The sequence below is a fragment of the Bradyrhizobium nivariense genome (genome assembly GCF_029846695.2).
Taxonomy (GTDB): Bacteria; Pseudomonadota; Alphaproteobacteria; order Rhizobiales; family Xanthobacteraceae; genus Bradyrhizobium.
Window position 1 is genome coordinate 1 of record NZ_JARWCR020000097.1, and the last position, 26706, is coordinate 26706.

29 protein-coding genes, 1 tRNA gene and 2 pseudogenes are annotated in these 26706 nt (G+C 64.3%); 17 read left to right on the forward strand and 15 right to left on the reverse strand.

All coding sequences use genetic code 11. The annotated features are described in order from the left end of the window. Positions 1 to 123 precede the first annotated feature (123 nt). Positions 124 to 474 carry a GrlR family regulatory protein gene (locus QCM77_RS41755; protein WP_280096655.1) on the reverse strand — a complete coding sequence of 117 codons (351 nt, stop codon included), beginning with the start codon at positions 472 to 474 and terminating at the stop codon, positions 124 to 126. 257 nt (positions 475 to 731) lie between these two features. Here QCM77_RS41755 and QCM77_RS41760 point away from each other — a divergent pair, with 257 nt between their 5' ends. After that, positions 732 to 1229: a hypothetical protein gene (locus QCM77_RS41760; RefSeq protein WP_280096656.1), complete on the forward strand. Its 498-nt coding sequence runs from the start codon at positions 732 to 734 to the stop codon at positions 1227 to 1229. A 49-nt stretch (positions 1230 to 1278) separates the two neighbouring features. Here the strand turns inward: QCM77_RS41760 and QCM77_RS41765 are convergent, their stop codons facing one another. Beyond that, entirely contained in the window at positions 1279 to 1662 is a 384-nt protein-coding gene (locus QCM77_RS41765; RefSeq protein ID WP_279662226.1) for a VOC family protein, read from the reverse strand. Between the two features lie 182 nt (positions 1663 to 1844). On the opposite strand from QCM77_RS41765, the gene QCM77_RS41770 reads away from it, so the two are divergent. The 3 genes from QCM77_RS41770 (at position 1845) to QCM77_RS41780 (ending at position 3316) form a co-directional block, all read left to right on the forward strand. Continuing rightward, entirely contained in the window at positions 1845 to 2417 is a 573-nt protein-coding gene (locus QCM77_RS41770; protein ID WP_280096657.1) for a hypothetical protein, read from the forward strand. Positions 2418 to 2577: 160 nt separating this feature from the next. Next, the gene (locus tag QCM77_RS41775) at positions 2578 to 3087 is read left to right on the forward strand and encodes a hypothetical protein (RefSeq protein WP_280096658.1); all 510 of its coding nucleotides are present in this window, start codon (positions 2578 to 2580) and stop codon (positions 3085 to 3087) included. 152 nt (positions 3088 to 3239) lie between these two features. Continuing rightward, positions 3240 to 3316, forward strand: a tRNA-Arg gene (locus tag QCM77_RS41780). A gap of 60 nt (positions 3317 to 3376) precedes the next feature. Here the strand turns inward: QCM77_RS41780 and QCM77_RS41785 are convergent. Next, positions 3377 to 4342, reverse strand: coding sequence for an AraC family transcriptional regulator (locus tag QCM77_RS41785; protein ID WP_280096659.1), 966 nt, complete (start codon positions 4340 to 4342; stop codon positions 3377 to 3379). A 449-nt stretch (positions 4343 to 4791) separates the two neighbouring features. Then, entirely contained in the window at positions 4792 to 5067 is a 276-nt protein-coding gene (locus QCM77_RS41790) for a hypothetical protein (protein WP_279686632.1), read from the reverse strand. Between the two features lie 315 nt (positions 5068 to 5382). Here QCM77_RS41790 and QCM77_RS41795 point away from each other — a divergent pair, with 315 nt between their 5' ends. Then, positions 5383 to 5859, forward strand: coding sequence for a host attachment protein (locus QCM77_RS41795; RefSeq protein ID WP_280096660.1), 477 nt, complete (start codon positions 5383 to 5385; stop codon positions 5857 to 5859). Positions 5860 to 5889: 30 nt separating this feature from the next. Here the strand turns inward: QCM77_RS41795 and QCM77_RS41800 are convergent, their stop codons facing one another. Further along, positions 5890 to 6153, reverse strand: coding sequence for a hypothetical protein (locus QCM77_RS41800; protein ID WP_279662245.1), 264 nt, complete (start codon positions 6151 to 6153; stop codon positions 5890 to 5892). A gap of 302 nt (positions 6154 to 6455) precedes the next feature. Here QCM77_RS41800 and QCM77_RS41805 point away from each other — a divergent pair, with 302 nt between their 5' ends. The 3 genes from QCM77_RS41805 (at position 6456) to QCM77_RS41815 (ending at position 8709) form a co-directional block, all read left to right on the forward strand. After that, positions 6456 to 6902 (forward strand): hypothetical protein, encoded by a 447-nt coding sequence (locus QCM77_RS41805; protein WP_279662373.1) that lies wholly within the window; start codon positions 6456 to 6458, stop codon positions 6900 to 6902. 93 nt (positions 6903 to 6995) lie between these two features. Continuing rightward, positions 6996 to 7868: a DMT family transporter gene (locus tag QCM77_RS41810; RefSeq protein WP_280096661.1), complete on the forward strand. Its 873-nt coding sequence runs from the start codon at positions 6996 to 6998 to the stop codon at positions 7866 to 7868. A 97-nt stretch (positions 7869 to 7965) separates the two neighbouring features. After that, entirely contained in the window at positions 7966 to 8709 is a 744-nt protein-coding gene (locus tag QCM77_RS41815) for a hypothetical protein (protein WP_280096662.1), read from the forward strand. Between the two features lie 56 nt (positions 8710 to 8765). Here the strand turns inward: QCM77_RS41815 and QCM77_RS41820 are convergent, their stop codons facing one another. Next, positions 8766 to 9095 carry a histone gene (locus QCM77_RS41820; RefSeq protein ID WP_280096663.1) on the reverse strand — a complete coding sequence of 110 codons (330 nt, stop codon included), beginning with the start codon at positions 9093 to 9095 and terminating at the stop codon, positions 8766 to 8768. 150 nt (positions 9096 to 9245) lie between these two features. Further along, a pseudogene (locus tag QCM77_RS41825) lies at positions 9246 to 9532 on the reverse strand (deoxyribodipyrimidine photo-lyase); the annotation flags it as partial. Positions 9533 to 9709: 177 nt separating this feature from the next. Here QCM77_RS41825 and QCM77_RS41830 point away from each other — a divergent pair. Continuing rightward, positions 9710 to 11356 (forward strand): methyl-accepting chemotaxis protein, encoded by a 1647-nt coding sequence (locus QCM77_RS41830; RefSeq protein ID WP_462804399.1) that lies wholly within the window; start codon positions 9710 to 9712, stop codon positions 11354 to 11356. Between the two features lie 57 nt (positions 11357 to 11413). Here the strand turns inward: QCM77_RS41830 and QCM77_RS41835 are convergent, their stop codons facing one another. Next, a complete protein-coding gene (locus tag QCM77_RS41835) occupies positions 11414 to 12073 on the reverse strand; it encodes a peroxiredoxin (RefSeq protein WP_129272345.1) in 660 nt (219 codons plus the stop codon). A gap of 392 nt (positions 12074 to 12465) precedes the next feature. Here QCM77_RS41835 and QCM77_RS41840 point away from each other — a divergent pair, with 392 nt between their 5' ends. Next, positions 12466 to 13038: a hypothetical protein gene (locus QCM77_RS41840; protein ID WP_279662260.1), complete on the forward strand. Its 573-nt coding sequence runs from the start codon at positions 12466 to 12468 to the stop codon at positions 13036 to 13038. Positions 13039 to 13095: 57 nt separating this feature from the next. On the opposite strand, the gene QCM77_RS41845 is transcribed toward QCM77_RS41840, so the two are convergent. The 3 genes and pseudogenes from QCM77_RS41845 to QCM77_RS41855 all read right to left on the reverse strand — a co-directional run bounded on the left by QCM77_RS41845 (position 13096) and on the right by QCM77_RS41855 (position 16525). After that, positions 13096 to 14961, reverse strand: a complete 1866-nt coding sequence (locus tag QCM77_RS41845) for an alkaline phosphatase family protein (protein ID WP_280096665.1) — start codon at positions 14959 to 14961, stop codon at positions 13096 to 13098. A gap of 973 nt (positions 14962 to 15934) precedes the next feature. Continuing rightward, positions 15935 to 16153: a DNA-binding response regulator gene (locus QCM77_RS41850; protein WP_280096666.1), complete on the reverse strand. Its 219-nt coding sequence runs from the start codon at positions 16151 to 16153 to the stop codon at positions 15935 to 15937. 88 nt (positions 16154 to 16241) lie between these two features. After that, a pseudogene (locus tag QCM77_RS41855) lies at positions 16242 to 16525 on the reverse strand (hypothetical protein). 287 nt (positions 16526 to 16812) lie between these two features. On the opposite strand from QCM77_RS41855, the gene QCM77_RS41860 reads away from it, so the two are divergent. Beyond that, positions 16813 to 17253 carry a hypothetical protein gene (locus tag QCM77_RS41860; RefSeq protein WP_279662374.1) on the forward strand — a complete coding sequence of 147 codons (441 nt, stop codon included), beginning with the start codon at positions 16813 to 16815 and terminating at the stop codon, positions 17251 to 17253. 18 nt (positions 17254 to 17271) lie between these two features. Here the strand turns inward: QCM77_RS41860 and QCM77_RS41865 are convergent, their stop codons facing one another. Next, a complete protein-coding gene (locus QCM77_RS41865; protein ID WP_280096667.1) occupies positions 17272 to 18114 on the reverse strand; it encodes a GNAT family N-acetyltransferase in 843 nt (280 codons plus the stop codon). A gap of 123 nt (positions 18115 to 18237) precedes the next feature. Between QCM77_RS41865 and QCM77_RS41870 the strand changes: the two genes are divergently transcribed. Together QCM77_RS41870 and QCM77_RS41875 are read left to right on the forward strand one after the other, a co-directional pair. Continuing rightward, the gene (locus QCM77_RS41870) at positions 18238 to 18942 is read left to right on the forward strand and encodes an SDR family oxidoreductase (RefSeq protein WP_279686622.1); all 705 of its coding nucleotides are present in this window, start codon (positions 18238 to 18240) and stop codon (positions 18940 to 18942) included. A 273-nt stretch (positions 18943 to 19215) separates the two neighbouring features. Then, positions 19216 to 20037, forward strand: a complete 822-nt coding sequence (locus tag QCM77_RS41875; protein WP_280096668.1) for an outer membrane protein — start codon at positions 19216 to 19218, stop codon at positions 20035 to 20037. Between the two features lie 78 nt (positions 20038 to 20115). Here the strand turns inward: QCM77_RS41875 and QCM77_RS41880 are convergent, their stop codons facing one another. Continuing rightward, entirely contained in the window at positions 20116 to 21279 is a 1164-nt protein-coding gene (locus QCM77_RS41880) for a serine hydrolase (protein WP_462804398.1), read from the reverse strand. 173 nt (positions 21280 to 21452) lie between these two features. Between QCM77_RS41880 and QCM77_RS41885 the strand changes: the two genes are divergently transcribed. The 3 genes from QCM77_RS41885 to QCM77_RS41895 all read left to right on the forward strand — a co-directional run bounded on the left by QCM77_RS41885 (position 21453) and on the right by QCM77_RS41895 (position 23387). Continuing rightward, positions 21453 to 21845 (forward strand): ArsR/SmtB family transcription factor, encoded by a 393-nt coding sequence (locus QCM77_RS41885; protein ID WP_280096669.1) that lies wholly within the window; start codon positions 21453 to 21455, stop codon positions 21843 to 21845. Positions 21846 to 21847: 2 nt separating this feature from the next. After that, complete coding sequence (locus QCM77_RS41890; RefSeq protein ID WP_280096670.1) at positions 21848 to 22339, forward strand: SRPBCC family protein; 492 nt, start codon at positions 21848 to 21850, stop codon at positions 22337 to 22339. A gap of 205 nt (positions 22340 to 22544) precedes the next feature. Further along, positions 22545 to 23387: a hypothetical protein gene (locus QCM77_RS41895; protein ID WP_279662269.1), complete on the forward strand. Its 843-nt coding sequence runs from the start codon at positions 22545 to 22547 to the stop codon at positions 23385 to 23387. A 4-nt stretch (positions 23388 to 23391) separates the two neighbouring features. Here the strand turns inward: QCM77_RS41895 and QCM77_RS41900 are convergent, their stop codons facing one another. Both QCM77_RS41900 and QCM77_RS41905 read right to left on the reverse strand, forming a co-directional pair. Next, positions 23392 to 24054, reverse strand: a complete 663-nt coding sequence (locus tag QCM77_RS41900; protein ID WP_280096671.1) for a response regulator — start codon at positions 24052 to 24054, stop codon at positions 23392 to 23394. Continuing rightward, positions 24051 to 25436 carry a sensor histidine kinase gene (locus QCM77_RS41905; protein ID WP_280096672.1) on the reverse strand — a complete coding sequence of 462 codons (1386 nt, stop codon included), beginning with the start codon at positions 25434 to 25436 and terminating at the stop codon, positions 24051 to 24053. The genes QCM77_RS41900 and QCM77_RS41905 overlap by 4 nt, the downstream gene beginning before the upstream one ends. Before the next feature lie 203 nt (positions 25437 to 25639). Between QCM77_RS41905 and QCM77_RS41910 the strand changes: the two genes are divergently transcribed. Then, entirely contained in the window at positions 25640 to 26515 is an 876-nt protein-coding gene (locus tag QCM77_RS41910) for a DUF3280 domain-containing protein (RefSeq protein WP_280096673.1), read from the forward strand. Positions 26516 to 26706: the final 191 nt, after the last annotated feature.

The following is a 26706-nucleotide window of genomic DNA, read 5'->3' on the forward strand; positions in this document are numbered from 1 at the left end:
TCTTCGGCAAGCTGAAGGAATTCAAACGCATAGCGATGCGATGTGACAAGACAGACGGCAGCTTCGAAGCGATGATCTACCTCGCCACCGCTGTCATCCATTCCAAGTGAATCTCAACAGACCCTAGTCGACCTCTGCGAGCTTGTGCAGAGTCGCGCCGAAAATCTGGCTGGCCTTGCCGACCAGCGCGGTGCCGGTCATGTCCCCGCGCGTCTCCGTGAAGGTGCCGCTGACGCCGATGCCGACCCCAGCCGGGCCGCCGAACAGCGGATTGTCGTCGCCCCGCGGTGAGGTGTGACGCTGGACCAGCACCTCGCCCTTGAAGGTGTTGTCCTTCACCGTGTAGCTGCCGGTGTAATAGAGGTAGGCATCGCCGCCAAGAATCTTGCCGTCGCGAAAAAGAATCACGCCGCTGCCCTTGCCGACCCGACCATCGAGCAGGTTCACGTGAATCGAATAGAGGCCGTTCTTCATAACGTCCCGAGGCCGGCCGCCGTCGCCCAATGGCGTAACCGGTAGCGTTTTTATGCCAAAGCGCATCCGCCCACGCAACGCGGGAGTTTGCCGGCCGGCCGTGCGAGCCTGCCCGCAGGCCGTAGTTGTCCCGGCTTGTCTGTGACACCGCCATGACGGTCTGATCATGAAGCGAGGCCAGTCGTTGCGAATCAAGTTGGCCCGCGAAATGCATAACCATTGTTGCACTGGCCGCGGGGTGCTGGAGCAAGACAAACGTGAGCAACTGGATCGATTCCGGCGGCGATGAGCCGCGTCAGTACAGTGTGCGTCCCACGATTTGCGAAACACGACAACGGCGGATTGGCGGCGCGGCACGCTGGCGAAGCGTGACGAGCCTCGCTTGCGCCTTGGCCTTGGTCGCACTCGCTGTCCCCTTCGGGCACGCGCGCGACCGCGGCCAGTTCGTCAACACCAGTGCCGAATTGAAGGCCTGGTTCGACGGGCTGCGAAGCGGCAAGGGGCCTTGCTGCTCCGATGCCGACGGCTCGGCGCTCTCGGACGCCGACTGGGACAGCAAGGACGGGCACTACCGGGTCCGCGTCCCGCGCCACGGCTACGTGCGCGAAGGCCAGCAGCAGGAACTCGTCTGGGTCGACGTGCCCGAGGAGGCCGTGATCTCGGAGCCGAACCGGGTCGGGCGCACCATGGTCTGGCCGATCTACGGCTACATGGGCGTCGCCATCCGCTGCTTCATGCCCGGTAGCATGACGTAGGCGCACCGGGCGGCACTTCGCCCGATGGGCTGATGGGGCGCGAGCCCTGTCAGGTATATTTCTTGTCGCGCTCGAGCAGCTCGATGGAGATGCCTTCGGGGCCGCGGATGAAGCAGATGCGCACGCCGGGGCGGATCGTGGTCGGCTCGCGCGTGAAGGTTACGCCCTTGGCCTTGATCTCGGCCGCGACGGCGTCGATGTCCTTCACCGTGAGACCGAAATGGTCGAGGCCCTGATGCGGGTGCGGCGGCGACGGATTGACCGCGTTGTCGCCCTCGAGCGGCGCGATGAAGATTCTTGCGCCGCCGAGGTTCACGTCGATCCGTCCGGGCGCTTGCACGATCTCGCCACCGAGGATGTCCCGCAGCCAGGCCGCCGTGGCCTCCGGATCGGGGCTGCGCAGATGGACGTGATCCCAAGTGACGACTGGCATTTCATGTTCTCCCGACGGGTCTTTCGATGTTGCAGCGCATGTTAGCGGCCCCGGTCGATGACCGCCACCGCCCTTGCCGATTCGATAGCTGCGCGGGAACCATAATTCGTCTTTTGGATTAAGGTAAGCGGTGGCCCGGTCCGTCGTTCGAACGCGCTTCGGCCGCTATCGGTGACGCAACCATGAACGCTCGGTTTGACTGGATCGGGTTAGGGCGTTTCGCTGGAACCAGCGAGCGACTGGCGCGGGCCGTGACGATCGCGAGCGTCTCATTTGGCCGAAGCCTGCTATGGCTGTTGGCGATCATCATTGTCGGTTGCGGCGTCTGGATGCTGCTCCCGCTCTCCAAAGGCAATAGTGCCGTGCCGGTAACGTCTGACGTGGCGGCGATCGAGACGGCGCCTTCGGGCAACGCGGCAGCAGCCGTGTCGCCGGCTCCCGAAGCTCAGACCCCGGCAATGGCAGAACTCGGTCGGATCAGGATTTCATCGCAGACCTGGCGCCGCGGCGGCCTTGGCTCGAAGGCGCTGGTGACGTTCACGCTGCGAAACGACAATGACTATGCCGTAAAGGATGTCGAGATCGTCTGCGCTTTTGCGCGGCGCGACGGCAGTCATCTCACCGACCGCAGCCGCGTTCTGGCGGACCCGGTCAGCATGAAGAGCCGCAAGACTTTTGCGCGCATTCCTGTCGGCTTCGTCAACGTGAATGCCGATCAGGCGAAGTGTACGCTTGTGGCAGCACGTCGGGCATAAGGGCGGCATTTGCCGGTAGCGGAAAAGTTACTGTCCCAGGGCCTTGGTAAAAAACTTGACGTCGCCATTTGAACCGAACGGCTGGGCCCAGGAACCAATTAAATGATCGCCTGTTGAGGCGGAGAGCCCACGCGGGGATGCGGCGGGCGGAGCGCGGCCCATGCCCATCTTTCGGTATTTCGTCTTTGTCGGTGGAGCTTTGCTCGCACTGCTGTTCGCGGTGAACTTCGTTCTGCCGGCTTCGCCTGTGACGCGGGCTGTCGCAACCGCAAGCAACGAACAGCCGTTGATCCGGATCCGGTCCGATCGCCACCTGCCGGAGCGCGTCGTGCTCGACACCAGTCAGCCGACGATTGCCGCGCCTGCGGTGAAGATCGCTGCTGTCGCGGCTCCCAAGCCGCCGGTGGAGGGCATGTCGCCGGCTTTGGCCGAGATGTCGGCCAAGGCGCGGGTCCGCGAGACGTTCGCCCAATTCACGCCGGCCGGGAAGGCCGATACCGCCGTAGCCAGGAAGACCGAGGCCAAGCCGCAGGCTCAGGCCCAGCTTCCTCAGGCGCCGGTTCAACCCAAGCGCAAGGTCGCCAGAGCGCATCCGGCGCCGCAGCAAGGTCGGCCGATGATGGTGATGGCGCAGCAGCCGCATTTCGGCTTCTTCAACAGCACCTGGTAAGAGCGCGTCTGACCCGTCTCGAATCGAGGCGGGAAGGGCTTTTTATTGGCCGGCCTCTCTGCTAATTCGAACCCATCCGAACGTCGTCCGGTCTGCTGGCCCGCCAGCAGCGGTCCGGGGCGTCTCGGTTGCGGTCCAATGTCTGGGCCAGGGCGCTCGTAGCTCAGCTGGATAGAGCATCGGATTTCGATTCCGAGGGTCGGGAGTTCGAATCTCTCCGAGCGCGCCAGTTCCGGATATGTTCCGAAGCGGCGCTAACGCCGGATGACTGCCGCGACGGCCGGTGGAGTCAGCCTGCCGGGACACTGGTGTGCCGGCCCCGTGCCAGCGTCTCCGAGGGAGACTCGTGGAACGTCGCGCGGTAAGCTGCGGCAAACTCGCCGAGATGATGAAAGCCCTGGGCGCGTGCGCATGTGGCGACGGTGGCGCCGCCGCCTTTGAGGAGGCGAGACCGGGTCTCCCACAATTTTTTCAGGCGAATGTACTGGTGCAGGCTCATGCCGCGCACCTTGCTGACTGCGCCGCCAAGCGTCCGGATCGAGACGCCAAACTCACCGGCGAGGTCGGCTGTATAGATCGGAGCAGTCGGATGGGCTGCGACGTAATCGTCGATCCGCTGCACGAGTTTGATCGACCGCGCGCCTTGGACCGAGGCACTCCGGTCCGAGAGCAGATCGATTCGAAACAGATCGTCGAGCGCGAGCAGCAGGCCTTCCTGGAGATGGGCGGCGACCTCGGTGGTTTCGAACAGGACCGGCTGCACCGACGCGGTTCGCAGAATGTCGAGCAGGAGCTGCCGTGTGTGGAGCAAAGCGGGCCGGTTCGCGACATAGGCCCGCAAATCGTCGGCCTGATCGAACCAGCCCCGGTCTCTCAGGCCGGGTGAGAAGATGATCATCGCATGATGATTGGTCTGGGGCTCGACGAAATGGCATTCATCGTTGCCGTGGAGCGCGATGAAGAAACGCGCGTCGAGATCGATGCCCTTGGAATTGACCTGAAGGTCGTCCGTCATGGACAGGATCACCATCCCGCCGGGCATCCGATAGGCGGCGTCGAGGATGCGCGCGAACGAACGCATCATGACGATGCGGCAGGCGGGCAGGGAGACGACAGCGCGAGCCGCCGCGAAGTTAGGGACGTCGAGCGGAATGCTTCTCGCATCCTCCATCGACTCGATCGGCCGGAACGCATCGACGTCGGCAAAGCCGATCAATTGAAGCGCCGAGGATGGGGCGAGGGTGTCGAACAACATGCGCGTGGCCGGCTGCCGCAATGTGACAATCAAATGAACGTCAGTACATCGCCATCAATGGCGAAACATCGCGCTTCAGTAAACCGGATTCCGGGCAGTAGTATTGCGGACATCATGGCATGAAGACCGGCTGATCGATGTCGTCGTCAACGGTCTCGGCTCATCGGCTGGCCGGAGGTGAGGTCGATGAAATGGAGCCGCGTGCAGGCCGGACAGGCGAAGGAGGCAGAGCTCCGCCCCTCCTGTCTCTGTTGCTTCTCAAGATGGGTCTGCACATTCATGCCCGTCTGAGGGCATCGAAAAACGATCAAATCGGCCATCACCGCAGAATGACGGCGTGGCGGATTTCATCTTTGATCTAGATCAGTTTTGGGATGACTCCAGACCAATCGCGACCGCGACATCCATGATCTCGCAAAAGCGAAGGGGCCCGGAGGGCCCCTTTAGAATCACCAGCGGCGATAGCGGGGTCCGTAATAGCGCGGCCCACCATAATAGCGCGGCGCATATCGGGGACCGTAATAGGGGGCCGGCCCGCCGTAATATCCATAGTAGTTCGGGCGCCAGAAACAGCGTCCCCAGGCGTCACAGACCATGCGGACCTGCTCGACGTCCGAGACCTGCGGCGTCGCAGGAGCAGGCGCGATGGGCATGGCATTCGCCGCCGGCGATGCGACCAACGCACCCAACAGGGACGCGGCGACGAGGCCAATTCTAAGCTTCATGATGTCTTCCTCCGCTTACGCCATACAGGATATCGAAGTTTGTTCTGATCAAATTGTGGCGGGACCGAAATGTAATGCTCATGAACCAATCTTCGGCCAGCCCGCCGCAGGCCTGGCCTTTAGCTCCGCCAGACTATCCCAGGTTCGAGCTCCTGACCAATGCTGCGCTTGCGTCGGCGTTGCCCCGCAGGACATCGCCGCGGTCCTTGATCCTGCGCAATTCACTGGTGCGGCTTCGTCCTAGGCTTGTCGCCGTGGCCGGCCCTTTCGAGGAATTCGAAGAGCAGGCTCGCGAGGTCGCTTTGGAGCTGTGCAATGGACAAGATGAGATTAGACAAGGGTGACTGGCTGGTCGTGTGCGACGGGCGCAAGGCGCTCATTCTGGAAAACCTCGGCGACGAGATGTTTCCGAACCTCCATACCAGGGAGGTGCACGAGCAGCCCAATCCCTCGACCGGCGCGCAAGGGACCGACGCGCCGGGCAGGCTCCATCCGGGCAGGCTCCATGGCGCGGTCGGCGGCGCGCGCAGCTCGGTGGAGCAGACTGATTGGCACGACGAGGCCGAGCGCGCCTTCCTGCGCAGCCTGGCCGGTCGGCTCGATGCCGCCGTCAGCTCGGGCGAGACCTCGGCCCTGACCATGGTGGCCTCGCCGCGCGCGCTCGGCATGATTCGCGCCGATTATTCGGACGTGGTGCGCAAGGCGCTTCAGGGCGAGGTCGGCAAGGATCTCGTCAAGCTGCCGGTCTACGAGATCGAGAAGCAATTGCTGCTGTCGGGCGCCGCCAAATAGCGGCACCCGCGGAGGACGCGCCTGTGCCCCTCAGTAGCAGGGGTGCCGGCGGCGGTCCTGGCCGACATAGGCGGCCGCGCTCTGGTAGCAATGGTTGGTCGATGGGCCGTCGTAAAAGGCGAAGGTACCGGGCGTGATGCCGGGCCCGTAATTGTGCAGATAGCTGATCGTGTAGGGCAGCGGGTTCGCGTAGTAGCGATGGTACCGGTGATGTCCCCGCGCCTCTGCGAGGCCAGGGGCAAGGATCGCGGCCGACAGGGCAGCAACCGCGGCTACAAGCTTCAACTTGCTCATCTCGATTCTCCGGAACCCGCATGAATGGGTCAGCCGTTTATAGCCATTTCAGGCGGCCGGAACACCCGTCCGGCACCCGGAAATCGAGGCCAGCCCCGCGGATTCCCGGGTGGGTGTGACAGAATTGCCGGACATACGGTCCAGGCCTGCCCATTTTTGGCCTTTTCGGGATGCTTAACGAATTTCCCACACAAGTATGACCAAAGAGAATTCAGTTAAGAATCTTGTCGCCGGCCCCAGGGATCATCTTGGGGATCTTCGAGGCCGGTCCCATTCCTGAAGGCTTTCGCCGTCATCTCACCATGCGCATCACGCTTCTGAGCCTGCTGTTGCTCTCGGTCGTCGCCGCTACCCCGGCGCGGGCCGAGCTGCACATCACCCGCGACCACGGCGGCTATGTCGAGGAGTACAAGGCCAAGTACAAGCGCGTCCGCGAGAAGGGCGAGCGCGTCATCATCGACGGCATCTGCAACTCGGCCTGCACGCTGGTGCTCGGCATCGTGCCGATGAACAAGATCTGCGTGACGCCGCGCGCGAGCCTCGGCTTCCACCAGGCCTATTACGACAAGGCCTTCACCTTCGGCATCAAGGTCACCAGCGCGGAGGGGACGTCCGACCTGATGGCTTACTATCCCGATGCGGTGAAGGACTGGATCCGCCGCAATGGCGGGCTGACCACCGACATGAAAAAGATCAAGAACGGTGTCGAGCTCTGGAAAATCATCGACCCCTGCCCGGAAGAATGGTGAGCGGCTGAGCTGAGCCGCCCGTCGCAGCGCAGCATCGCTCAGGTGGAAATTCGCATTGCCGCATAGGCCCCTGGTGGGGCAATGAGGGCGGCAATGAGCCTCAATCAAGAAGCCCTGACCGCCCGCGCCGCGCCGATCCTGTTCGTCGTGCTCTGGAGCACCGGATTCATCGGCACCAAATACGTCATCAACAATGCCGATCCCTTGACCTACCTTGCCATCCGCATGGCGATCGTGGTCGGTCTGATGGCGATCATCGCAGCGATTGCGCGGCCGAAATGGCCCGACCGTATCGGCATCGCGCACGGCGCGGTCGCCGGGATTCTCGTCCATGGCTTCTATCTCGGCGGCACCGCAATCGCGATCGCGCATTCGATTCCGGCCGGGCTCTCCGCGCTGATTCCGGGCCTTCAGCCGATCCTGACCTCGACCATCGCCAACCGCTGGCTCGGCGAGAAGGTGACGCCGGTGCAATGGGCGGGGCTCGTGCTTGGCCTCGGCGGCGTGGTGCTGATCCTGCACGGCCGTCCCATGACCGGCGAAGCCGGGTTCGGCTGGCTCGCCTCGGTGGTCTCGCTGATCAGCATCACGCTCGGCACGCTCTATCAGCGCCGCTACTGCAACCACATCGACTGGCGCGCCGGCAATCTCGTGCAATATGTCTCCGTCACCATCTTCTTCGCGATCGGCGCCTTCCTGTTCGAGGACCGTGTGGTGCATTGGACGCGGGAGTTCATGCTCGCGCTGGCCTGGCTCGCCGTGGCGCTCTCGATCGGGTCGATCGGGCTGCTGTACTGGCTGATCCGCCACGCCGCCGCCACGTCGGTTGCGAGCCTGTTCTACCTGGTGCCAGCGGTGACAGCGCTGATGGCCTATCTGCTGTTCGGGGAAAAACTCGATGCGCTTGCGATTGTCGGCATGGCGATGTGCGCGGCGGCGGTGTTCGTGGTCAACCGACGCTTCTAGGGCGGCAGGCCGGACCGCCGGAATACATCCCTGACGTGCGCGACACGATCATGCTAGGCTCGGCGCATTTCAGTGGCCCTTTCACAGGTGATTTTCCATGAAGAAGGCGAGACGCGCACTGCTCGGCAGGTCCCTGAATCCGGTCCGGATTGCCTGCATCAACTACGCGGAGCCGACGATCAGCGGCCGCAAAATGGCCAAGCTCACTGCGGCGCTTCAGAAATGCTACGACAAGCACTTCCTGCCGGTGTGGGGCTATCCGGTCGACCTCTATGTCACCGAAAGGCCGAAGCCGAGCGACTGGCAGCTGGTCTATTTTGACGATGCTTCCCACAAGAACATGCTCGGCCGCCATGAGCTGACGCATCGCCGCCAGCCGATCTCAAAGATCTTCGTCAAGGCACTGGGCAACGAGCCGGTCAGCGTGGCGGCCTCGCACGAGCTGTTCGAGATGGTGCTCGATCCCATGGCCAATCTCTGGGCCGACAAGAATCCGAACACCCAATATGCCTATGAGGTCTGTGATGCCGTGGAAGAGGACACCTTCGACGTCAGCGGCTTTGAGATGTCGAACTTCGTCTATCCGTCCTGGTTCGAACCGTTCGAGCATCCCCGGGGCACCAAGTTCGACCACAAGGGAACGCTGAAAGAGCCGTTCTCGATGACCGAGGGTGGCTACGTCATCAAGAAGGTCAACGGCAGGAAGGTGGTCAAGGCGTTCGGCTCGCCTGAGAAGCGGCGGCGCTTCGCCAAGGAGGACCGGCGCGGCCATCGCAGCGAATTTCGCGATCCGCTAGGCGAGCATCACCCGGGCCGGCGCGCAGCCAAACGGCGAGGGTAGGGTACCGGTGGAGCCGTCTCCGGGCGCGTCCGCACCCGGAGACTTGAGCGTTGCGATCAGCGCTTGGCCTTCTTTTTCGACTTGGCAGCTTTCTTGGTCGCTTTCTTGGCGGCCTTCTTCGCAGATTTCTTGGTGGCTTTCTTCGACTTCTTGGCAGCTTTCTTCGAAGTCTTCTTGGCGGCCTTCTTCGAAGTTTTCTTCGCAGCCTTCTTCGCAGCCTTCTTGGCCTTCTTCTTGGAAGCCTTCTTCGGTGCTACTTTCTTCGCGACCTTCTTGGCGGCTTTCCTCACCTTCTTGACGGCGGTGACTGCGGCGTCCTTGGTCGTTTCCACGGCGGCGGTGATCGTGTCCATCGCCTGTTCGGTGATCGGCTTATCGTCGTCCATATCGTCCCCCACGGTTTGCATGGAGCGATGACGATAGCGAGTTTCATAATTGTGTCAAAGCAACGCTCAACCTTTGCGGATCTTTGCGTAGGCGACGAGCGCGCGCTCGCGACCCTTCGCGTGATCGACGATCGGCCGCGGATAGGTCTTGCCGCCGGCCCAATCGGGCTTGCCCGGCTCGAGCTTCCAGGTCTCCAGCGCGTCGCTGGCGACCGTCGGCGCAGGACGCAGCTCCTTCGGCTCAGGCAGCGGCCGCGCGGGCGCCGCTCGCGCGCGCGACCTCCGCGATCATCCTGGCCGCCGGCCCCTTGCGCAGGATCGGCGATCCGCCGCGCGTGGCAATGTCGGCGCCGAGCGCCCCGCAGGGATTGCGCCAGCCACCAGCGCGCCGGTCCCTGCGGCGCGCTTGGCGTGGTCAGGGGGTCCTCATTAACAATTTGGAAAGCATGCGGTGCGCGGCGGTGTGAACCCTCGTTAATGCGACCGTAAGCCGACTGCACGTATATGCAGGAATTTCGGGGGTAGTTCCATTGGCCAAGGTTCTGACGGGGAAGTTCTTGCCGCAACTCAAGCTGGGCACCAAGGCGGTCCTGTGCGCCGTGCTGCTGATCGCCATGAATACGGCGCTCGTGGTCGGCGCCGGCTATTGGTCGCTCACCACCGCTTTCAATGATCGCGCATTGCGTGACATCGAGGTCAATCTGCGCACGCTGGCGCTGGCCTTTACCGAGACCATTCCCGACGCGAAGATCACGATGCGGGATGGCGCGGTGGCGCGTGCCGAGATTCCCAAGATGCCGGACTTCAGGGATCACGCCATCGTCGATCGCGCGGTGTCCTATGTCGGCGGCAACGCGACCCTGTTCGTGTTCGACGATACGAGCGGGCAGTTCGTGCGACGCTCGACCAACGTGAAGAAGGAGAATGGCGACCGCGCCGTCGGTACCCAGCTTGCCGCCGATCATCCGGCGCAGGCGCCGCTGCGCCGTGGCGAGGCCTACAAGGGCCCGGCCACCCTGTTCGGCAAGTCCTTCATGACCGCCTATTTCCCGGTCGCCGACGCGACCGGCAAGGTCGCCGGCATCCTCTATGTCGGCATCCCGATGGCCCAGTTCGAGAGCATGCTGGCCCAGGCGATCGAAAGCATGGCAGCCGCCGCCGGGCTCGCCGCGCTGCTGGTGCTGGTCTTGACCTTGCTGGTCGTCCGTCGCGTCACCAAGCCGCTGACCTCGGTCACGCGCTCGCTGACGGCGCTCGCCGACGGCCGGAGCGACGTCGAGATCGATTGCGAGGATCGCGCCGACGAGATCGGCGAGATCGCCCGCACGGTCGCGGTGTTCAGGAGCAATTCGCTGGAGCGGGCGCGGATGCGCAGCGAGCAGGCGGCGGCTTCGGCTGCAGCCGTCGAGCAGCGCAAATCCGACCTGCGCAATTTCGTCGAAGAGTTCCGCGGCAGCGTCGGCGGTATTCTCGACAAGGTGCTGACATCGTCAGGCGAATTCGAGCGGGCGGCGCGGCAGCTCACCGACACCGCGCGCTCCACCGCCGATCTGTCGGCGCGGTCGGCCGGAGCTTCCGAAAATGCCTCCGAGCACGTGCGTTCGGCGGCGTCGGCCTCGGACGAGCTGTCTCAATCGATCTCCGAGATCACCCGACGGGTCCAGGAATCGAACGCAATTTCCGCTGAGGCCGTGCGGCAGGCCGAGGCGACCGATCAGCGCATCGCGCAGCTGTCCGAGGCAGGCGCGCGCATCGGCGACGTCGTCAAGCTGATCACCTCGATCGCCGAGCAGACCAACCTCCTGGCGCTGAATGCGACCATCGAGGCCGCGCGCGCGGGCGATGCCGGCCGCGGTTTTGCGGTGGTGGCCCAGGAGGTCAAGACGCTGGCCGGTCAGACCGCCAAGGCGACCGACGAGATCTCGAACCAGATCGCCAGCATGCAGCTTGCGACCGAGGAATCGGTTGTCGCCATCAAGGCGATCAGCCAGACCATCGAGCGCATCAGCGGCATCGCCGGCTCGATCTCGGCTGCGGTCGAGCAGCAGAAGAGCGCGACCCACAACATCGTCGCCAGCGTTCGTGCGGCGGTATCAGGCACGGACGATGTCGCCGTCAACGTCCGTCACGCAGCCGAGGGCGCGAGCGAGACGGGCGAGACGTCCAGCCGGATGTTTGCCTCCGCCCAGGCGCTGTCGGGCGAGAGCCTGCATCTGAAGGCCGAGGTCGACGGCTTCCTCGACCGCGTGCATGCGGCGTGACGGCTAACGTCGTCATTCCGGGGCGATGCTGACGCATCGCCCCGGATGACAGTTGGGTTATTTCGGCTGCGGCACGATCCGGATGTAGGGCTTCGGCTCTTTCCAGCCCTGCGGATAGATCGTCTTGGCCTCGTCGTTGGAGACCGAGCCCGCGATGATCACATCCTCGCCCTGCGACCAGTCGGCCGGCGTCGCGACGCGATGCTTGGCGGTGAGCTGGAGCGAGTCGATGACGCGCAGGATCTCCTGGAAGTTCCTGCCCGTCGTCATCGGATAGACCAGCACCAGCTTGATCTTCTTGTCCGGCCCGATGATGAAGACGTTGCGGACGGTCTGGTTGTCGGCCGGCGTGCGGGTGAGGGGATCGCCCGAGGTCGAGGCCGGCAGCATTTCGTAGAGCTTCGAGACGTTGAAATCGGTGTCGCCGATCATCGGATAGTTCGGAGCCGCACCTTGCGTCTCCTTGATGTCCTCCGACCATTTGGAATGGCGGTCGACGGGGTCGACCGAGAGGCCCATCAGCTTGACGCCGCGCTTGTCGAATTCCGGCTTCAGCTTGGCGAGCGCGCCGAGCTCGGTGGTACAAACCGGCGTGAAGTCCTTGGGGTGCGAGAACAGCAAGGCCCAGCTATTGCCGATCCAGTCGTGGAACTTGATCTTCCCTTCGGTGGTCTCGGCTTCGAAGTCGGGGGCGGTGGTGCCGATCGGAAGTGTCATGGTTCTACCTCATCGCATTGAATTTACTTCGGAATTCGTTTCTGGCCGTCTCGGCCAGTATAGGGTCTCCGCGACCCCAAGTGAACGTCAAGTGAACCGCCTCAAGTAAAATGTGAATTCCTTCTTTGAAGGCCTGATTTCCTAGCACCTTTTTGTTACAGCCGCGCCTGCGGCGAAATATCTCCACCGGGGCCACACGGTCTCGATTGCCCCGATAAAGCCTTTTATGACCCGCATCACGCTCGCCCGACGCTCTCCGGAACCGGAATGGTCCTCATAGCGACTAATCGGCAACCATTGAGAAAAGTCGCGATCCCCATATCGAATCGTTAACCACCCCTTTACGCCCGCATGAAAATGCTGGTCGATCAGAAGAAATCTGGAAGTGAACTATGTCTGCCGCTGCGCATAAGTCTGTTGAGTCGCCGTCCCTCGAACCGTCCTGCCGCGATACCTCGGCCCATGCACTGACCGTCGTGCGCGACGGCGTGATCACGGGCGAAGGCCCGACCACCAAGGGCCGAATGCATTTCTCCCGTTCGCTCGATGCCGATGACACCGCCTGGTGCATGCGCATCCTGACCGCCACGGCCGTCAACGACCAGCCGGTCAGCCGCGCCGAAGCCGAAGCGCTGTTCGAGATCAACGAAGCCGCAACCGAGCGCACCGATGGCGGCCGGTTCGACGACCTGCTCGCCAAGGCGGTGGCCCATTATGCCGCGAGCGCCTCCGGCCTGAAGGTGCCGCCGCGCAGCGTCGCGCTGTCGGCCGAGGCCGACATCGAGAGCTGGGCGCCGTCCTATGCCTCCAAGGTCAACAGCGAAATGCTGGAGTGGATCGCCGGCCAGATGCGCGGCAAGCGCCAGAACAACCGTCGCTTGATGGCGATGGTGGCGACCTTCCTGGGCGCCACCGCGCTGCCTCTGGCGGGCCAATTGCCGAACGTGTTCGACATCGGCATGTAAGGTTTGGATCCTTGAGATTCTCGCGCCCCTTGCGAGGCGCGAGAGACAACGGCGGGGTTATTTCCCCGCCGTTTTTTGTTTGCCGGCGTCCGGCTCCAGCCCAAGCGTGCTGCCCGGGAAGCCGGCGGCGTCGAAATAGCGCTGGCTGCCGACGCGCTGGACGTTGAGCACGGTCTGGAGGCCGTTCTCGGACATCTTCGACTTCTCGACCGCCTTGTACGCCTTCGGTACGATGCCGTTGGGCAGGGCCTCCGACATCACGCGGCCGACGAGGCCGCCGTTCTGCGAACCGCGCAGGCCGAGGATCTGGGCAGCGGTCATGCCGACGTCGGCATTGCTGACCGGAATCTCGCTGACGTAGCCGGCTTTGAAGTCCGGACCGATCGCGGCCATGAAGTTCATGGTGTCGCCGCGGCTGAAGCTGCCATGCATGCCCTGGCCCTGACGCAGCACGGTATCGGCGACCTGCACCGAGCAGTTGGTCGGCGCCTCGCCGCAATCGCTGGCATAGGAGCGGAAGTTGACGACGATCGCCGGTGTCGGCGTCGCCGCCTTGCCGCGCAGGTTAATGCTCGACAGCGGCAGCGTGCCGGGGAAGCGGCCGAGCGAATCCTCGACGAACAGGCCGGAGACGTAGTCCTGCTCCAGCAGCGCCTTGACGGTTTTGGCCGCCAGCTTCTTGTCCTTGTTGGGCAGATAGATCAGGTCGGAGCCGCCATTGGTGGCGACGACAAGGTCGGGCTTGGCCGGATCCTTGCCGAGCACGCCGTTGCCGGCCTTCGGGTGGGCGTTGCCGGTGACGGCGGCGTTCTTGTCGTTGGGGTCGAACAGCGGCAGGTCGAGCGCCTTGGCGAGGTCGAGCGCCAAAAAGCCCATCGGCAAAAAGTCCTTCGGCGTGTCGTCATAGCTGACCTTGGCCGAGGGGCTGGTCTTGCTTTCCTTGGAGATGGTCGAGAAACCGTGGTCGGCCTGGACCATGATGTTGGTGTTGGCGGCAAGGCCGAGCTCGTCCAGCGCCTTGCGGAGCTGGGCGAGGTTGTTGTCGGCATTCTTGATGCTCGCCATGGTGCTCGGGCCGTTGATGCCCGGCTGGATCTGGTTCAGGCTGTCGCCCTGGTTATGCTGGGTGCCGTCAGGGTCGCGCGACCAGAACACCAGCACGAACGGCTTGTTGCGTGCCTTGAACATCGGCAGCACCACCTTGGCAGCGACGTCGGCGAAATAGGCCTGCTGCGCGACGTTGGCGACCGTGGTGCCGGGCGTCTTGGCATCGCCCGCCTTGCTATTGTCGCCGCGCGGCGGTGTGGCGATGGGGAGGCCGGCCTTGGTCAGCGCAGCCTTGACCTCGTCGGACAGTGCCACGCCATTCTTGCCGCCGGTAGCATCGTCGAACACGACCGAATGCAGGCCGGCCTTGTCGGGCTTGTCGGTGTGGTCGAACTGGTAGGTCGGGCCGACCTTGCCGATCGCCGCAGTGCTCAGCCCCTTGTCGCGGGCCAGCTTCAGAATGGTTTCTTCGTTGAGGTAGTCGCCTTTGAAATACTCGTCGATGTCGCCGAGCACGGCGTCGTTCTCGATGAAGGGGACCACGGTGTCGCCGGCTGGGCCGGACGTGTAGTTGGTCCAGATCGTGTTGGAGAACACACCGGTGTCGCCGAGATAATGGCCGGTCGACATCGCCGAGCCGTTCGCCATGGTGAAAGTCGGGAACAGTGAGTGCGAATTCTTGAAATTGACGCCCTTGTCGCGGATTTCGGCCATCGCGGGGGCGGTCTGCGGTGTGACCTTCAGTGCCCGCAGACCGTCCGGAATGAACAGGATCAGGTTGCGGGGCGTGTTGTTCTCGGCGGAGGCAAGCCCCATCGAAAGTCCGGTGGACAGCACGGTCAGTCCGGCTGACAGCAACACCAGTGAACGGCGCATAAAAATCTCTCCCTGCGAGGCAGCTTGGCCGCCAACCGCGGCCCCCGGCTTCGTTTAGTTTCGCTGCATGACGGTTTTGTTACAAGAGCGCCGCGGCATGCAGAAGTGATGGGGGAGGCGGCCGGGCGTCCCCGGATTCGTTGCCTGCTCTCATGTCCCGGACGCAGCGGCAATCGCGGCTGCATGGGCCCCGGCGCGGCAGCGCACCGCTAAGGGGCGCTGCGCTGCGTCCGGGGCACCAGCTCGTAGCTCGTAGTAGCTCGTTGGATGGGTAGAGCGAAAGCGAAACCCATCTCGCTTTTGTCTACGTGGAAGCATGATGGGTTTCGCAAGTGCTCTACGCATCCTACGACCCCGCAGACATACCTTCGCATCCTCGCGGCTTGTTCGCCCGAGCTTTGCTTCATCTCTTCACCCTCAATTGAAAGAGGGCGCAGGGAAGACCGGGAGCCGGCTGGCTCCTATGGACCGCTATGCCAGGAGCAGATTGCGCTACAATGCACAGCGGGAAACAGGGCAACCGGAGCATCCCGGCCTTTCCCTGCGCGGATGGTTGGAACGGCTTATGTCGTGCTCTCCCCGGGGAGCGATGCACTATTGCCCCCGTCGCCGTGCAGATGACTGATGCGCGCGGTCCGGTTGGACTGCCCACATCACCGCAAGACTTGACGCACAGACCCCGGGCGCCAGGACGACACGATTTGGCCGTACGCCGATCACACCGGTCGTGCGCGCGGTGACTTCGCTCACGGTTGCCCGCCCTGCGAAACCATTCGCGCCGATGTTATCAGCGTCCACCGCCGCCCGGCCCGCGTTCGTGACGATCGCGATACGCCCCTCTTCCTTGGGCCGGAGTGAGTAATTCCTAACAAAAATCCGAATTCTAATAAAGAGAAATATTTTGTCGCCGTTCCGTTGACCCCGGACTTGGGTGTTTCGCCCGACATGACGCAAGGGATTGTGGCCAGGACGGTCAATCCGGCGCGGTCGGCACCCGCGTATTCCTCACGAGAGCCTGCCTCGGCGCTGCCGTCGTCGAATAGCCGCCGCCATTGGCCAGATCGCGGCGGAGCGATGGCGGTGCCGCGTGCAGGGCGAAGATGATCGCGATCTGGGTCCGGTTCTGACGGCGGTATTTGCGCATGATGTTGCCGATATGCGTATCGCAGGGCACCGGGAATGCGCAGGACATGCTCGACTGGCTGCGCAAGCAGCGGGGCCGCTGACGCGCGAAGGCCCATCGTTCGTGATGGACGATGGGCCACATCGTGAGCGGGGCGTTACCAGCTGCGATAGACGCCGGTCAGGGTGCCGTTGTTGTTGCCCTCGGGGCCGACATCGCCCTGCGTCGAGCTCGGCGCCGGATGGTTGGTGCCGTTGAGCGCACCGTACGGTCCGGCGACATCCGGATAGTACGCGCGTGGCTGAACCGGTTCGTAGGCGGGGGCGGTGCGGTCCCATCCCACGCGCGGTCCGTTCCAATCATAGCCTTGGCCGAGGCGGCCGTCGTGCCCGCGACGAGCGAAGCGGTGATCAGGCAGAGGAGTTTCGAGTTGTTCTGCATTGGAGATGCTCCTTGCTTGTGTCGGGAGCCAACGGCCGCAATGCGGGAGCGTTCCGGTCGTCGTCGGCTGAAGCGATCAACTCCGATCAACTGGTTATGAAGTCCGCCTTCCACGGAACGAGTGCGACATCAGCCGGGAATCCCGGGCGTCTTGCCGCACCAGGTTCCCCGTTAATCCCGTGCCTTAACCAATAATTAATTATACGTTTGCGGGTGGGCGACAGCCAGGCCTAGCGTGCGGTGGGGAGCCGCTATCCGCGAAGCCAAACGAGTTGGTGCGTATCATGATGTACGGCAGATCATTTGGGGCCTTGCTCGCCTCGCTCAGCGCAGCTGCGCTGCTCCTTGCCCCCGGTGACAGTTTTGCCCGACCCGGCGGCGCCGTCGCACATGCCGCCGCGCCGTCCGGTCCGGTGGCACGTCCCTCGATTGCGCCAGGCGCCCGGTTCCGCGGCCGCAACACGCCTTGGGTCTACTGGCCGGGCGGTGGCGGGTTCTTCTATGACAACGCAGGCTACGGCCAGCCTTTCGCCGATGCCGGCCAGCCCGTCTCCAACGACGTGCGCTACACCTATACGTACGACGTTCCCTGGGACTGGACGCATCGCTTCCCGCCGAACGTGGTGCCGTCCGACCGGCCCTATGTGCCGAGCTGTCCGACGGAGCAGGTTACTGTGCCCGGCCGCGGCGGTGGCGACCACACCGTCAACATCATGCGCTGCTACTGAGCGGCGCATTCCGCGCAGCTAGCCCAGCTCAAAACTGGTCACGCCAAAAAGACGGTCGATCCGCAGCGGCGGGATCGGCCCTGTGTACATCCGCGCCGTCTCGAACACCGGCGTGAGGCCGAGCGATTGCGCAAGCAAGATCGCCTCGCGATTGACGGCGGGGACGTCGAGGAAGACTTCGCCGCCACCTGCGCTTGCCAGCAAGGCCTGCGCGACCGCCTCCGCCGCCGCGCGATCATCAGCGACGAGCGGGCCGATCTTGCGGCCGGTCCGGCACGGCCGGATCACACCCCATGCAGCGAGCTTGCCATCGCGCAGCAACGCGCGACCGAGATGTCCGGGCGTATTGATCCAGGCACGCAGGAAGGCACGGCGCGGAGCCGGGAAGACCGTTGCATCGTCGGCTTCAACGAGCGCGAACGGGATCGTGTCGAGCGCAACGACATCGGCGGGCGGCCTCAGTGGCGCGGCGACGATGCCGCCATAGCGGATATTGGCGTAGGCGAGCTGGAATCCGGACTTTTGGTAATTGTCCTGCTGCGCCACGACGCCGTCGAGGCCGATCACGCGAGCGCCCGCATGCGCGATCGCCGCGTTCCAGATGCGCAGGCCGTGGCCTCTGTCGCGAAAGCCTGATCGCACGATGTAGAAGCCGAGGAATGCGAAGCGATCGTCGTAGTTGACGCAGGAGACGGTTGCGACCGGCTCGCTGTCGATCTCGCCGACGAAGAAGCCCTGCGCGTCCGGGATCGCGAAACAGGCGGGATCGGAGAGGCCCGGATTCCAGCCTTCGGCCGCAGCCCAGTCGACGGCGAGAGAAAGCTCCTCCGGGCGCAAATTGCGGATCTGCAAATCGCTCATCTCAAAAGTCGCTCATGACGGATGTTCTCGACGGTGGACCTGCCGGCAGGTCCGGCGGTAGAAGGCCTCATGATAGGCCGGGCCTGCGGCCCGCCTCAACGATATCACAGAGGATGATAAGTCATGGCAGCAGAGAAGGTCGCACTCGTGACCGCCGGCGGCAGCGGCATGGGGGCAGGGGCTGCGCGTCGGCTCGCGGCCGACGGCTTTCGCGTCGCCATCCTGTCCTCCTCCGGCAAGGGCGAGGCGCTGGCGGCCGAGCTCGGCGGGTTAGGGGTCACCGGCTCCAACAAGTCGAACGACGATCTGAAGCGGCTCGTCGACGGGGCGCTTGCCCAATGGGGACGCATCGACGTGCTCGTCAACAGCGCGGGCCATGGGCCCCGCGCGCCGATCACGGAGATCACCGACGAGCAGTGGCACACCGGCCTCGACACCTATCTGCTCAACGTGATCCGTCCGACCCGGCTGGTGACGCCTTTGATGCAGGCGCAGAAGGCCGGCGCCATCATCAACATCTCGACCGCCTGGGCGTTCGAGCCGAGCGCGATGTTTCCGACGTCTGCGGTGTTCCGCGCCGGCCTTGCCGCCTTCACGAAAATCTTCACCGACACCCATGCCGCCGACAACATCCGCATGAACAACGTGCTGCCGGGCTGGATCGACAGCCTGCCGCAGACCGATGCACGCCGCGACAGCGTGCCGATGCAGCGCTACGGCAAGGTCGAGGAGATCGCCGCGACGATCTCGTTCCTGGCGTCCGACGGCGCGGCCTACATTACAGGCCAGAACATCCGCGTCGACGGCGGACTGACACGTTCGGTCTGAGACGCGGGAAAGTCGAATCGCGTTTCGCGCTGTGGTCGTGATGCGACACGGGCGTGCGTCGTGTGCCGCGGATGAGGGAAGACGTGTGGCCCCTCGGTCACACCTGTCACGCGTTCGCACGCGGCGGGCCTCACACTACGTCACAGTCCCTATGAACTTCGCCGTAGCCCAAGACGGCAAGGGGCCGGCGGCCTATGCCCGATCTGCGCCGGACGCCTTCCGCCCGCGCGCATTCGAAACGCGAGATCAATCGCGTGAGGCAAGGAGACTGGAATGAAGAAGTTTTTGCTGGCGGTTGCCGCGGTTGTTTTGGGCTCCGCATCCGTGCAGGCGGCCGACCTCGCGGCGCAATACACCAAGGCGCCGATGATGGCGTCGGCCTACAACTGGACCGGCTTTTACGTCGGCGGCAATGTCGGCGGGCAGTGGGGCAGCGCCGATCCGGCCACCTCGACCGTGTTTTCTCCGACCGGCTATTTCGCGGCCAGCAGCGTTCCTGCCATCGGCGCGGTCGGCGCCCAAGGCATCAACAGCTCCAGCGTGACCGGCGGCTTCACGGCCGGCTACAACTGGCAGGTCAACCACGCCGTGCTCGGCCTCGAAGGCGACATCAACTATTTCGGCTTCAAGGGCAGTGCGTCCGGGTCGGCGCTCTATCCCTGCTGCGCCCCGACCGGCTTCACCGTGTCCTCGCAGGTCTCGGCCGACTGGCTCGCCACGATCCGCGGCCGCATCGGCTTCCTCGCGGCTCCGACCTGGCTGCTCTACGCCACCGGCGGTGCGGCGATCGCCGAGGTGAAGGGTAATTTCAACTTCACCGACACATTCGCCGCCGCGACGGAGTCAGCCGCGTTCCGCGACACACGGGTCGGCTGGACCGCAGGCGTGGGCACCGAATATGCCGTCGGCGGCGGCTGGTCGCTCAAGGCCGAATATCTCTATGTCGATCTCGGACGCAGCACCGTGACCAGCACCAATCTGCTTGGCGGCGCATTTCCGAGCAATGTCTTCACCCACTCGGTCGATCTCAAATCGAACATCGTGCGGGTCGGCGTGAACTACAAGTTCGGCGGACCGGTCGTCGCCAGATACTGAGCTTCATCCCGTCCTGGATCTGACGTGGAAAGCCCCCGGCTCAGCCGGGGCTTTCTGTTTTCGCGGGGCGCGCGCGGCTCAGTGCGAAGCCACGAGGCGCGCCAGCGCGGGCAGGATCCTGTAGCGCGCGATCTCGTGCGGATATTCGCCTCGATTGGCGAGCAGGACGATCCCGATCCGCCGCGCCGGCACGAGGCCGATATAGCCGGAGGCGTTGTTGAGGCCGCCCGGCTTGTCGACGACGGTGACGCCTGGCAGACGCACCGTCTCCCAGGCCATTCCCTGTCCAAACTTATCGTCGACGCGGAAAATCTCGTGCTGCGTGATGCGCAATGCCTCATGCAAGTGAGGGTCGATCGACCGCCCGTCGACGCAGGCCGCAACGAAAGTCGCGAGATCCCGCGGCGAAGAAAACATCTGGCCCGTGCCGGGAAAATCAAAATAGCTCTGCTGGTTGCCGATGGGGCCGATCGCCATGCCCTGATCCGAATAGCCCTGGACCGCGCGCTGCATCGAGGCCTCGTCCATGACGGCACGACTGTCCTCGCCGCGTTCGGGCAAAGAGGTCGCATTCATGCTGATCGGCTTGAGGATGCGTTGTTCCAACAGGGTCGAGATCGGAGCGCCGTAATAGCGCTCGAGCACGAGCTGAAGCAGCGTGTAGCCGGCGTGGCTGTAGACGCGCTGCTTGCCGGGCACTTCGCCGGCTTGCGGTCGCCAGCTGTTGAACATGTCGACGAACTGCGCGCGCGAAAAAGTTTCGCTCGGCCACGGCGGATGGTCGGTCGGCAGCAGCATGCCCGAGGTGTGCGTGACGAGCTCGCCGACGGTGACGTGGCGGATATAGTCGCCGGTGAGTTCGGGGAGATATTTCGGCAGACGATCGTCGAGCCGCAGTTCGCCGCGGAGGGTGCCGAGCGCGACCAACGTCGCCTCGAACGGCTTGCGCAGGGAGCCGAGGTTGAACAGCGTGTCCGGCGCGACCGGCCTTTGCGTGGCGTCGTCGGCAAAACCGTAGCTGAAAAACTCGACATGGCGGCCGGCATAAAGCGCGGCGGCGAGACCGCCCGGCTGGTCCGGCGTCGCGGTCGGCGCCAGCTCGTTCGCGACGATGTCGCGCATCTGCGCGATCATGTCGGAATCCGCGGCGGCGCGGCGCGGCCAGGCAAGCGCGAGGGGAACGAGCGCAGCCCGGGCGAGCGCCCGCCGGGTGAGATGCGATGAGATGACAACAGACGGCACGGCTCTGACGCATGATGCGATGCGCCCCCGAATCCCTTTTAGCCGGGAGGGCCGGGCGCCCCAATTCACGATTGCGCGTGGTGGGTTCCGCCCGTGGAGCCTGCGCCAAAATTACTTAGCTTGTGAGCTAACAATTGTTGACGCCGGCTGGCGGCGGTCCTATAGTTAGCTTCATGGCTAACCAATTATCCCGGCTCGATCAGGTCTTCGCGGCTCTTGCCGATCCCACCCGGCGGGCGATCGTGATGCGGCTCTGCGCCGGCGAGGCATCGGTCGGCGAGCTTGCCGATCCCTTCGAGATGGCGCTGCCGAGCCTCATGAAACACATCCACGTGCTGGAGACGAGCGGGCTGGTTCTGTCGGAGAAATCCGGCCGGGTGCGCACCTGCCGCCTCAGTCCCGACGCACTCCTCAGTGCGGAGGACTGGTTCCAGCACCAGCGTGCGATCTGGGAGGCGCGGCTCGACCGCTTCGAAGCCTATGTGATGAAGCTGAAGAAAGAGAGGGCGGCTGCCAAACGGCCGTCCAAATCAAACAACAAGACAACCAGACGGAAAGGTTCCTGACGATGACGAATTCTGCCAAATCCGCCCTGTCGCAATGGTCGCTCGACCGCGAGATCGTCATGTCGCGCGTGATCGACGCGCCGCGCGATCTGGTGTTCGAGGCGTGGTCCGATCCAAAACATCTGCCGCAATGGTTCGGGCCGAAGGGTTTCAAAGTCGAGACCTTCGAGATCGACGTGCGCGTCGGCGGCGTCTGGCGCTTCAACATGATCGGCCCCGACGGCACCGTCTATCCGAACCGCATGCGCTTCCGCCGCATCGAGCGGCCGTCTCTGATGGAGATGGATCACGGCACCGACCAGGACGATGATCCCGGCCTGTTCCGCTTTACCGTTACCTTCGCCGAGCAAAGCAACGGCAAGACCGTGCTGATGATGCGGCAACTGGCTTCCAGCACGGAGCAGCGCGACGGCATGATCAACTTCGGTGCCGTTGAATACGGCTACCAGACGCTGGACAAGCTCGCGGCCTATGTCGTTGGGATGAAGACGTAGGTCCCCGCGCTATTCCGGGTGGCCTCGAAGTGCCGCCACGGAATAGGGATCGAGAGCGAGTGGGGGAGCAGTCGCCCCCCGCGAATATGACAGCGCGGAGCGCAATTATGACAGCGCCGTCACGCAGATTTTTGTCGCGTCACGTCACCAGATTATGACAGAATTGCTACCGCTGGATGTCATATCGGTTACGGCGGAGCGATTCATGTTGCAGTGGCAGGCGCGGTCAAATCCCCTCGCGTGGTGGTGGGGCTCTCTGACGCTTGTCAGTGCCGCCAACATTCTCGTCTGGTTCATGCTGTACCGCGAGTTCTACCCGACCGTTGCGGGCAGTCTCGGCGGCGGCTCCGACATCGGCCTGATGTTCCTGCTCTGTGCCGGTTACGTGTTCGGCTGCGCCTTCCGCTCGTTCCTGCCGCGCGCGGACGTGCAGCGCATTTGCCTGTTCGATACCTGGCTCTCCAGCGTCTTCGTCGGCCGCACCGTCGCGACCGTGGCCGAACTCTGCTTCGTCGCGCAATGGGCGATCATCCTGCATCAGCTGGGTCACATGACCGGCGCGGAGACCGCGGTGAACATCGCGCTCGTCATCGTGCCCGTGATCATCATCGCGGAGTGCTTCTCCTGGTACGCGGTGGTGACCACCAATTTTCTCTTCAATGCGATCGAGAACTCGCTGTGGGCGGTGACGTTCTTCCTCGCCGGCATCGCGCTGTGCCGCCTGATGCCGGAATTCCAGGGGCCGGTGCGCTGGGCGCTGATTGCCGGCATCATCGGCATCGCCTGCTTCCTCGCCTTCCTCGTCACCGTCGACGTGCCGATGTATCTCAGCCGCTGGCGGGCAGGGCACGCCGAGGGCAACAGATTGCTCGGCTTCCTCGAAGGCCTGCATGACGTCTCGACGCGGTGGGTCGTGACCCACGACATCGCGCACTGGAAGGGCGAGCTGACCTGGATGTTTCTATATTTCACCGCCGCGGTGTGGTCGAGCCTCGCGCTCTGTGCGCTCTACGCGATGGAAGGCTATCTCACCCGCTATCTCGCCTGAGCGATCAGGCCTCGCCGAGATCGACCTCTGTCAATATTCCCTGGCGCAGCGCCAGCCGGACCAGTTCGATGTCGGAGCCGACGCCGAGCTTGTCCTTGATCAGGGAATGCAGGTTCGCCACCGTCTTCGGGCTGACATGGAGCGTCTCGGCGATCTGGTCCGTCGTGTTCTCGGCGAGCAGCAGCCGCAGCACCTCGAACTCGCGCGGTGTGAGGACGTCGGCGGCCGAGCTTTCCCCGGCGAGCCGGCTCAGCGCGAGCTCATGGTCGATGTCGGGGCTGATGGCGATCTTGCCGGCGAGCACGTCCATCACGGCGCGCACCAGTGTCTCCGGCGGACTGGTCTTGGTGACGTAGCCCCTCGCACCGGCGCGGATCGCCTGCACGGCAAAGCCGACATTCTCGTGCATGGTGAAGACGAGAATCCGCGCACCCTTGTCCCACTGCCTGATCCGCCTGACGGCCTCGATGCCGCCGATGCCGGGCATGCTCAGATCCATGATGACGAGATCGGGCGCCTCCGATTTGAACAGACGGTAGGCCTCGGCGCCGTCGGCGGCTTCGGCGATGACGCGAAGTCCCGGCTGCTTCTGGAGCACGGAGCGATAGCCCTCGCGGACGACGGAATGGTCGTCGACCAGCAAGATGGTCGCGTCGGCCGCGCTCATGCGGCGTGCTCCAGCGGCTGCCGATCGCCGGCTGCGAGCGGAATGACCACGCGCAGTGCAGAGCCGCCGCTCGGCGCCGCCTCGAAGCTCAATTGGCCGCGCAAGGCCGCAACGCGCTCGCGCATGCCGAGCAGGCCCATGCCGGATTTCACGACGGGATCGGTCGCGCGTCCGTCATCGTCGATCGCAAGTGCGATCTCGCTGGCCCGCATCGTCAATTCCAGGCTCACCTTGGTGGCGTCGGCATGCTTGGCGGCATTGGTGAGCGCCTCCTGCACGATGCGGTAAAGGCTGGCGCTGATCGTGGCCGGCAGCGTTTCGAACGCCCCGTCGAAACGGATCGTAAAGCGCGTCTCGCCGCGGCTGCGTCCGTTCCAGCCCGCGACCAGGCCTTCGAGGCTGGCGACGAGCCCGAGCTCCTCGACATCGGGCGGCCGCAGCCGGAACAGCGTGCCGCGCAGCGTTTCCATCATGCCGGTTGCGGTCCGCGCGATGCCGTCGCATTCGCCAAGCAGGGAAGGGCAGTCCTGCGCGGCGGTCTGGCGGGCGGAGGAGGCGAGCGCGCGGATGGCGGCGAGCGACTGGCCGAACTCGTCATGCAGCTCGCGCGCGAGATGGCGGCGCTCCTCGTCCTGGAGCGCGATCAGCTTCCGCGTCAGCTCGCTGCGCTCGGCAAGCGCAGTGTCGAGGCTTTCGGCGAGATGGTTGAATCCGTCGCGGATCGCGGAGAGCTCGGCAAGGTCGAACGGCGGCAACCGCGTGGTGAGATCGTTGGCGGCGATCCGCTCGAGGCCGGTGCGGATCATGCGGGTGGGGCGCAGCGCGCGTGCCAGCGCGGCGTAGACCAGCGCGCAGAGCAGCGGCAGCGCGATCGCCAGCGCGAGCATCAGGCGGCCGGCCTCGTGCCAGGCCTCCGCGGTCTGCACGGCCGGCTCGACCGAGACCACGGCCTCGCCGAGCTTCGCTCCGCGCACGATCACAGGCCGTGCCGCTTCGCGGCCGGGGTCGAACAGGCTGCGATAGAAGGCCGCGAAGGCTTGCGGCGGCGGGCTCGCCGGGGCAGGCGCGCCGCTACAGAAGCGCTGGAGGATCTCGCCGCTCGTGCCGCGGAACGCCAGGCACAGGCCGGGCGTCATCACATAGGCCGAAACGGGATCGAGGTTGGGAAACTCCGAGCGCGGGCTGGCGACCCACTGGATTTTGCCCTGTTGCAGCTCCAGCGTCTTGGCCACGATGGCGGCGATATCGTCGAGGCGCGCATGCGCCGCGCGGTCGGCCGTAATCAGGAAATAGGCGGAGATCGCGGCGAAGCAGGCGGCCGATATCGCGGCCACGCGCAACGTCAGACGGACTTTGAGATCGAACCTCGGGCGGTTCCACATCGGCGGGCACCTGGTGCGAACGGGTTTGTCGCGCCTGCATTAAACGGCAGAACGCAACCGGCGCAAAGCCGCCAGTTGAGAGTGCGGTTGATAGTGCGGTGCACCGTCGTGAAATTTTCCCGGCGATTGCCGGGACCGGCGCCGCTGCACGGCCTGATTCCGCCGTCCAGATTGGCGGCCGCTCCGTCACACGAGGCCCGCTCATGCACCTGCGCCGGTCGATCCTCTCAGCTTGGCTCCTTGTCGTCCTACCGGCGTCTTATGCGCTGGCCGATGCCGAGACCGCCGTCGGCGTCGCCATGGACGACTTCAGTTATACCGATACGTCGGCTGAGCCGGCCAACCAGACCGCCGCCCACGAGCGACGACTGTCGGCCTTCATGGCCGCGCTCAGGCGGGATATCGGCGGAGACCGGCGCTACCGGCTCGTCCCGTCGGCCCAGGACGGCGCGGCGTTCAAGGTCATCGGCGGCATCCAGAAGACGAGCACGCTGGTGCAATGGGCCAAGGTCGCCGTGATCGACGTCGGCGCCAGGAAGGTCGTGATGGACAAGCTCTACACCTTCCGCGGCGACAATGATGAATCATGGGAGCATGCCCAGATCTTCGTGTCCCGCGAGATCAAGGCCGCGCTCGGCACGCCCGCGCCGATCGCACTGACGGTGTTCGAATTCGAGCTCGACGACAACACCGCGGCACCGGCCGCCGGCCTCGCAGCCGCAGATGCATCCTATCTGGCCGAAGTGACCGGCGGCGTCCGCGACGCCCTCGGCCAATCCGGCCGCTACCGCCTCGTCGATGTCGGCAGTGCAAACGAGGAGGCGGTGAAGGGGCGCGCTTTACGCGACTGCGGCGGCTGCGAGGCGGCGATTGCGCAAAGGCTCGGCGCGGATCAGTCGCTGATCGGGGTGGTGCGGCGGGTCAGCCGCACCGAATATGCGCTCGGCTTCCAGGTGCGCGACGCCAGGACCGGCGCGGTGCTGGCACGCGGCGACAGCGGCCTGCGCCTGGGCGCGGACTATTCGTGGAAACGGGGCGCCGTGCGGCTGGTCAGCGACCGGCTGATCGAGAACCAATAGCGCTGGCGCTTTGCTTGAGCATGATCTGTTCGGAAAACCGCTGCACACTTTTACGGATCATGCTCTAGGGTCTGTTGAGATTCACTTGGAATGGATGACAGCGGTGGCGAGGTAGATCATCGCTTCGAAGCTGCCGTCTGTCTTGTCACATCGCATCGCTATGCGTTTGAATTCCTTCAGCTTGCCGAAGA